Genomic DNA, 7,592 nt, shown 5'->3' on the forward strand with positions numbered 1-7,592 from the left:
CCGCGTGGCCCTGACGCGCGACCTCGAGGAGCGCGACCGGCGCGACCGCGAGCGCGTCGCCGCCCCGCTCAAACCCGCCGCGGACGCCCGTGAACTCGACACCTCCGACATGGGCATTGAGGAGGTCGTCAAAAAAGTGCTCGACTGGTGGCGACTCGCGCGCTAAGTTGCTGTAACATACACATTTCTTCGGCGGCGGCCCGAATGGGTGGCCGCCGAATTTTCTTCAACTCCGCCCGCCTCCGGCCGTTTTTTCATCCGGCCCGAGCCCGCGGGCGTGCTTAATCCTTTGTTTCCAACAATGTCCAACGAAACCAACAAGCCCGAATCCTTCGCCGAGCTCTTTGAGCAGAGCCTCGCCAGCCAGGAAATGCGTCAGGGTGAAGTCATCACCGCTGAAGTCGTCCGCGTCGACTACAACTTCGTCGTCGTGAACGCCGGCCTGAAGAGCGAAGCCTACGTGCCTATCGATGAGTTCAAGGATGATCACGGCGAAGTGACCGTCAAGCCGGGCGACTTCGTCTCCGTCGCCATCGAGTCCGTCGAAAACGGCTACGGCGACACGATCCTTTCGCGCGACAAGGCCAAGCGCCTCGCCGCCTGGATGAACCTCGAGCAGGCGCTCGAATCCGGCGAACTCGTCACCGGCACCGTCACGGGCAAGGTCAAGGGCGGCCTCACCGTCATGACCAACGGCATCCGCGCCTTCCTCCCGGGCTCGCTCGTCGACACCCGTCCGGTCAAGGACACGACGCCGTACGAAGGCAAGACCTTCGAGTTCAAGGTCATCAAGCTTGACCGCAAGCGCAACAACGTGGTCGTCTCGCGCCGCGCCGTCGTCGAAGCCAACATGGGCGAAGAACGCGCGAAGCTCCTCGAGACGCTCCAGGAAGGCGCCATCGTCAAGGGCATCGTCAAGAACATCACCGACTACGGTGCGTTCGTTGATCTCGGCGGCATCGACGGCCTGCTGCACATCACCGACCTCGCCTGGCGCCGCGTCCGCCACCCGAGCGAAGTCGTTCAGGTCGGCCAGGAAATCACCGCCAAGGTCCTCAAGTTCGACAAGGAAAAGAGCCGCGTCTCCCTCGGCCTCAAGCAGCTCGGCGAAGATCCGTGGATCGGCATCGCCCGCCGCTACCCGAAAGGCACCCGCCTCTTCGGCAAGGTCACGAACATCACCGACTACGGTGCGTTCGTTGAAGTCGAGGCCGGCATCGAAGGCCTCGTGCACGTCTCCGAAATGGATTGGACGAACAAGAACGTCGATCCGCGCAAGGTCGTGCAGCTCGGCGATGAAGTCGAAGTTATGGTTCTCGACATCGACGAAGACCGCCGCCGCATCAGCCTCGGCATGAAGCAGTGCAAGCCGAATCCCTGGAACGAATTCGCCCAGTCCCACAAGAAGGGCGACCGCGTTCAGGGCCAGATCAAGTCGATCACCGACTTCGGCGTGTTCATTGGCCTGCCGGGTGGCATCGATGGCCTCGTGCACCTCTCCGACCTCTCCTGGAACGAGTCCGGTGAGGAAGCTGTCCGCCAGTACAAGAAGGGCGACGAAGTCGAAGCCATGGTCCTCGCCATCGACACCGACCGCGAGCGCATCAGCCTCGGCATCAAGCAGCTCGGCGGCGATCCGTTCGGCACGTTCGCCTCGACCCATGAGAAGGGCGCCGTCGTCAAGGGCACCGTCAAGTCGGTTGACGCCAAGGGCGCCGTGATCGACCTCGGCAACGACGTCGAAGGCTATCTCCGCGCCTCCGAGATCTCCACGGACCGCGTTGAAGACGCCTCCACCGTCCTCTCCGTCGGCCAGGAAGTCGAAGCGGCCGTGATCAGCCTCGACCGCAAGAACCGCAGCATCCAGCTCTCCATCAAGGCGAAGGACGCTGCCGAGGCCCGCGTTGCGCTTGACCGCGTCAACGCCGACGCTGGTTCCTCCACCGGCACGACGAACCTCGGTGCTCTGCTCAAGGCCAAGCTCGAGCAGAAGTAATCAGAGTCAGAGGAGGCAACCATGGGTAATTCCATGACCAAATCCGAACTGCTCTCTGAGCTCTACGGGCGCCTTCCGACGTTCCGTGAGCGCGACTGCATGGACGCGGCGGCCGTGATCATCGACACGATGAGCCGGACGCTCGTGGAAGGCAGCCGCATCGAGATTCGCGGATTCGGCTCCTTCGGACTGAAATACCGTCCGGAACGCGTCGGCCGCAATCCTCAGGATGGTTCGGCTGTTGCTGTCCGCGCCCGCTTCACGGTGTTCTTCAAGGCCGGCAAGGGCCTTCGGGAACGCGTGGACGCGAGCCGGGATTCTGACGTCTGACCACAAGCTCACCCGTCGCCCGCCTGCAAAGGCGGATGACGGCGAAGAGCGATGAGGACCGCTTCTCCCTCACGGGGTTGCGGTCCTTTTTCTTTTCCAAAATTCAACGGGATCGGAGGATGCCAAAACTTCTCCGCCGCCAGTGTTGCAGATCACCAACAGGCGAGCAAAAAATTAGCCCGTTGATAAACAAGAAGAATTCTTATTAAGGCGCTTTTTGCTCTGATGCGGCGCGTTTCCATCCATATCATGAACCTCGGTTCTACGGATCCGGCGTGCTTGTGCAAGAGGCGCGCCGTGCACCGCTGAATGCATATGGGGCGTTCGCCGAAAGGGGCGCCGCTTTGCCCCGTTCGTCCGCGGCACACAAGGTGCCCGCTCCGGACGGGACTTCACAAAAATGGGATTTCTGAAAATGAAGAAGACTCTCGCTGCGCTCGCCGTTCTCGGCGCGTTTGCCGGCTCCGCCGCTGCTGCTGATGTGACGCTTTACGGCGTTGTCGACCAGGCGCTCAATTACACCTACACCGACGTGACGGGCTTTAACGGCGCCAAGAAGGTTGATGGTCAGAACACCTTCGAAATGGGTTCCGGCATCAACGCCGGCTCCCGCTTCGGCCTGAAGGGCGTTGAAGACCTCGGCAACGGCTACAAGGTCGGCTTCAAGCTCGAAAACGCCGTCAGCACTGACGACGGCACGCTTGGCCAGGGTGGCCGCCTCTTCGGCCGCGAAGCGGCCCTGACGGTCTACGGTCCCTTCGGTGAACTCGCCTTCGGCCGCATGGGCGGCATCGCGTCGGCTGCCGGTACGTACGATCTCCTCGGCTACGTCGATGCCTTCGACGGCGGCGACAACGCTGTCTATGGCTTTGCTTCCAGCTCGCGCTGCGACAACATGGTGACCTACGCCTCGCCGCGCCTCGCCGGACTGCAGCTCGTCGCCCAGTACAGCTTCAAGACGGACACCACGGTTGAAAAGCCGGAAGGTCAGATCGAAGGTCACTCCACCGCCGAGCGCTACGCCTCCGTCGGCCTGTCGGGTGAATACGGCCCCGCTCAGTTCGCTGTCGGCTACGAACTCACGAAGTACTCCACGCTCGAGCGCAAGTCCAACTACGAGCCGGATGATGGCCAGCTCGTCTTCGTCGGCGGCAACTACGACTTCGGCGTTGCCAAGCTCTTCGCGGAAGCCCAGTACTTTGCCGGCCAGAAGGACGTCTTTGGGATTGATGATTTCAAGACGGCCGTTAGTAATTACGGCCTGACGACCGAGAAGAATTGGAAGGGCTACGGCCTCCACCTCGGCACGATCGTTCCGGTTGCCGAGGGTGAACTCACGGTCGGCGCCTACTACGTTGATGCCAAGGCCGAGGATCTCTACGACGATACTAACGCCAAGGCTGCGGATTATGATGCCGACTACTACGGCCTCGCCGCCCGTTACACCTATCCGCTCAGCCAGCGCACGACGGTTTACGTCGGCGGCGGCTATGCGGAAGCCACGGTTGACAGCAATAAGGCTGGCAATGAAGACGCTAAGGCTAAGATCGGCAACGTCTACCTCGGCCTCACCCACACGTTCTAATCGCCTCTTCTCCTGAAGTCCCGACGCCCGTGCAGGCTGAACGGGCTTCAAGCTGAATGAGCGCGTCCCGGGGTCTCCGGATCCCGCAGACGCAAGAACGAAGAACGGCGCACCTCCTCAATGGGAAGTGCGCCGTTTGCATTTTCGGCTACTGCGGCGAACTCCGCGCCTGAAGCGAAAAGAGAAGCGCTTCGCCCCGCAGGGCGATAAAATCAAGCTCTTTTGCCGGGAGCGTCCTCTGAAGGGCGTCCGAGTTGTCCGGCCGGCACCAACACACCTGCGCACCGCCATGGAATTCGACTACTGGTATCTGATCTTCGTTCCGATCCTGTTCTTCGCCGGCTGGTGGTGCCGGGGGTTCGACCAGAAGCAGCGCGGTGAGACGGCGAAGGTCCCCGAGGTCTGCTCGCGCGGTCTGGCGCTCCTCCTTGACGGTTCGCCCGACAAGGCGATCGACGCCTTCATCGAGGTGGTGCGCCTCGACCCGGAATTGACCGAACTCGAGCGCGTGCTCGGCAACCTGCTGCGGAGCCGCGGCGAATTCGAGCGCGCCGTGCGTCTGCACCGCCACCTCTACAACCGCGCCGACCTCCCCGACGAGGAGCGGGCGCTCGCGCTCAAGGAGCTCGCCAAGGACTTTCTCTGCGCGGGCTTCTTCGACCGCGCGGAGGCGGCGTACAGGAAGCTCTCGGGCGTTCCGTCGGAGCACCTCCACGCGCTCCGCGAGCTCCTCAAGATCTACGTCACCGAACACGAATGGGCGGCCGCCACCGAGACGGCGCGCCTCCTTGAAACCCAGGCGGGCGAAAACCACGCCGAGGAGATCGCGCACTTCTACTGCGAGCGCATCGACACGGCGCTCCGGCAGAAGAAGCTCGAAGATGCCCGCATGCTCGTTGAGCCGCTCCTGCGCTATAAGGACGCGACGCCCCGCGTGCCCATGACGATCGCGCGCGTCGCCGCGGCCGAAGGGGCCGTCCCCGAGGCGATCCGCTGGTGGAAGGAGGTGGTCGAGAAGACCCCGGACTACGCGCCCCTCGTGATCGGCCACCTCGCCGACGCCATGGCGGCCTCCGGCAACCAGTCGGGCGCCCTCGCGCTCCTCCTCGAACTCACCGAGAAGCTCGGCACGGCCGACGTGCTCGAGGCGACCCTCACCCGCATCGCCGCCTGGCAGGGGTATTCCGCGGCCGAGAAGATCGCGAAGAAGCTCCTCGAGGAGCACCCGAGCGTCGCCGCCTTCAACTGCCTCATGCAGATGCGCCTCAAGAGCAACCCGGACGATGAGATGACGAAGCTCCTCGCGGGTCTTCTCGAGCAGAACGCGCGGCGTTGGTCGCGCTACCAGTGCCGCCAGTGCGGCTTCCTCGCGTCGTCCTTCTCCTGGCACTGCCTCGGGTGCGGCGCCTGGGACAGCTTTTCGCCGCGGCGCATCGAGGACCGTCGGCGCACCGGCGGCTGATGCCGGCGCAAAGCCGCAGGCAGACGGACGAACGGGCGGATATCCCTGAGGATTCCGCCCTTTTTGTTACAAGTCGGCGCTTGACGCGAAGGGGCGCAGCCCCCATGTAACCGTAGAATTCTCCAAGACGCACGAGAGGAAGAGAAAAAGTCCGCCGGACCCCCGCTCCGTGCGTGCGGCGCCGCGCTCCAAGAACGTCAAGAAGCGGCGGCCGCGAACTCACAAGCAATGCCTCAAAAGGGAAAGGAATAGGGAAGCCATGTTCAAACGCATCGGCCTGCTGATACTTGCAAACTTCGCCATCTTCATCATGCTCTCGGTGATCCTCAACGTGATCTCCATGGTGACGGGCATCAACTTCGGCACGATGAGCGGGAAGTCGCTCAACTTGGGCGCGCTCTTCGTCTTTGCGATGGTGGTGGGCTTCTCGGGCTCGATCATCTCGCTCCTGATGTCGAAGACGATGGCGAAGATGTCGATGGGCCTCACGATGGTCGACGTCGACCATCCCCGCGACGCGGTCGAGAGCTACCTCGTGAGCGTGATCCGTAGCGAGTCCGAGAAGGCCGGGATCCCGATGCCGGAGGTCGCGATCTACGATGGCGAGCCGAACGCCTTCGCGACGGGGCCCTCGAAGTCGAGCTCGTTGGTCGCCGTCTCGACGGGGCTTTTGAACCTCATGAACCGGGATGAGGTCGAGGCCGTCCTCGCCCACGAAATCTCGCACGTGAAGAACGGCGACATGGTGACGATGACGCTTCTGCAGGGTGTGATGAACACCTTCGTGGTCTTCGCCTCGCGCGTGATCGGCTGGGTGGTCGACCGCCAGATCCTGCGCAACGAAGACGACGCCCCGGGCGTCGGCTACTACGCCACCTCGTTCGTGCTCGACATCTGCCTCGGGTTCCTCGCCTCGATGGTGGTCGCCGCCTTCAGCCGCTACCGTGAATACCACGCCGACGCGGGCGCCGCGAACATCATGGGCACCACCACGCCGATGATCAACGCGCTGGCGCGCCTCGGGGGCGTCGCCCCCAACGAGCTCCCGGGCTCCGTCAAGGGCTTCGGCATCTCGGGTGGCATCGGCAGCCTCTTCGCGAGCCACCCCTCGATCGAAGACCGCATCAAGGCGCTGCGCGAGCACCGCTACACGGCGAACTGATCCGCACGCATCACCCTGAAGGCCGGCTCCGCTCCAGAGGAGCCGGACTTCAAGGGACAAAGCAAAAGGCCTCCGGAAGCGCATTCCCGCTCTTCCGGAGGCCTTTTGCTTGGCTGAGGGCGGCCGCGGTCAGTAGCTCACGGTGCACTCGAGCCCGGCGGCGCGCACGCGCGCGGCGATGCCGTCCAACTCCTCGTGAGTAGCCTTCGCGAGCGACTTGTCGGGCGTCTCGCGGTCGATCGTGTAGATCGTCACGAGCTCGGGGTTGATCGCCTTCACGGTCTGGAGCCACGGCGTCACGTAGCGCTCGGCCGTGTTGTCCACCGACTCGCCCTTCCAGGTGCCCTTGAGGAACATCGTCTGGATCATGCATTTTCCGCGGAAGGCCTTCATCTGCTCGATGAGGCGGGGGAGGTCGTAGCGTCCCTGTGGGCGGTCGACGCGCCGGATGTAGTCCGCGTCCACCGTGTCGAGCTTGAGGAGGGGATTGTCCACACGCAGGAGCGCCGCGAAGACCTCGGGCTTGAGGATGTGGTGCGCGTTCGTGAGGACGCTGATCTTGGCGGCCGGAGCAAAGCGGTTGCGCAGCACGACGACGTCGTCCACGATCTGCGCGAACTCCGGGTGCCCCGTTGGCTCGCCGTTGCCCGCGAAGGTGATCGCGTCGGGCTTCACGCCCTTGGCGGCCATCTCGACGAGCTTTGTTTCAAGCGCCGCGCGCACGGCGGCGCGTTGCGGGAGCTTGGTGTGCGGGCGGTGCGACATGTTGAGGCCGCACTCGCAGTAGATGCAGTCGAAGGAGCAGACCTTGCCGTCGGCGGGAAGTAGGTTGATGCCGAGCGAGACGCCGAGGCGCCGGGAGTGCACGGGCCCGAAGACCGGACTCGGAAAGAGGATCGTGGACATGGTTCTGCAGCCGCGGGGTCGGGCGGCGCTTTTTTTTGGGGGGAATGGACGGTCAAGTTAGCACAGCCCGGGGAGACCGGAAGCGCGGGGCGGCCCCCGCTTTGAAACAAAAACGGGCGGCCTGCGGATCGTTCAGGCCGCCCGTCGAGCG

General features: G+C 63.7%; 7 protein-coding genes. 6 read left to right on the top strand and 1 reads right to left on the bottom strand.

Going from position 1 to position 7,592, the window contains the following annotated elements; translation table 11 throughout:
* The 6 genes from ACT6Y9_RS07010 to htpX all read left to right on the top strand — a co-directional run.
* Positions 1-166, top strand: a 166-nt coding sequence (locus ACT6Y9_RS07010; protein ID WP_443744005.1) for a (d)CMP kinase, incomplete at its 5' end; no start/stop codon positions are given.
* A 135-nt stretch (positions 167-301) separates the two neighbouring features.
* Positions 302-1,996: a 30S ribosomal protein S1 gene (gene rpsA / locus ACT6Y9_RS07015; protein ID WP_295476801.1), complete on the top strand. Its 1,695-nt coding sequence runs from the start codon at positions 302-304 to the stop codon at positions 1,994-1,996.
* A 21-nt stretch (positions 1,997-2,017) separates the two neighbouring features.
* Positions 2,018-2,326 (top strand): HU family DNA-binding protein, encoded by a 309-nt coding sequence (locus ACT6Y9_RS07020; protein WP_295476799.1) that lies wholly within the window; start codon positions 2,018-2,020, stop codon positions 2,324-2,326.
* A 415-nt stretch (positions 2,327-2,741) separates the two neighbouring features.
* Positions 2,742-3,911 carry a porin gene (locus ACT6Y9_RS07025; protein ID WP_443744002.1) on the top strand — a complete coding sequence of 390 codons (1,170 nt, stop codon included), beginning with the start codon at positions 2,742-2,744 and terminating at the stop codon, positions 3,909-3,911.
* 289 nt (positions 3,912-4,200) lie between these two features.
* A complete protein-coding gene (locus ACT6Y9_RS07030) occupies positions 4,201-5,373 on the top strand; it encodes a lipopolysaccharide assembly protein LapB (RefSeq protein WP_295476795.1) in 1,173 nt (390 codons plus the stop codon).
* A 259-nt stretch (positions 5,374-5,632) separates the two neighbouring features.
* Entirely contained in the window at positions 5,633-6,535 is a 903-nt protein-coding gene (gene htpX, locus ACT6Y9_RS07035) for a protease HtpX (protein WP_443744003.1), read from the top strand.
* Positions 6,536-6,664: 129 nt separating this feature from the next.
* Here the strand turns inward: htpX and ACT6Y9_RS07040 are convergent, their stop codons facing one another.
* A complete protein-coding gene (locus tag ACT6Y9_RS07040) occupies positions 6,665-7,441 on the bottom strand; it encodes a radical SAM protein (protein WP_443744004.1) in 777 nt (258 codons plus the stop codon).
* Between the last annotated feature and the right edge of the window lie 151 nt (positions 7,442-7,592).

Source organism: Sutterella sp., from assembly GCF_052272535.1.
Classification (GTDB): domain Bacteria; phylum Pseudomonadota; class Gammaproteobacteria; order Burkholderiales; family Burkholderiaceae_F; genus Sutterella.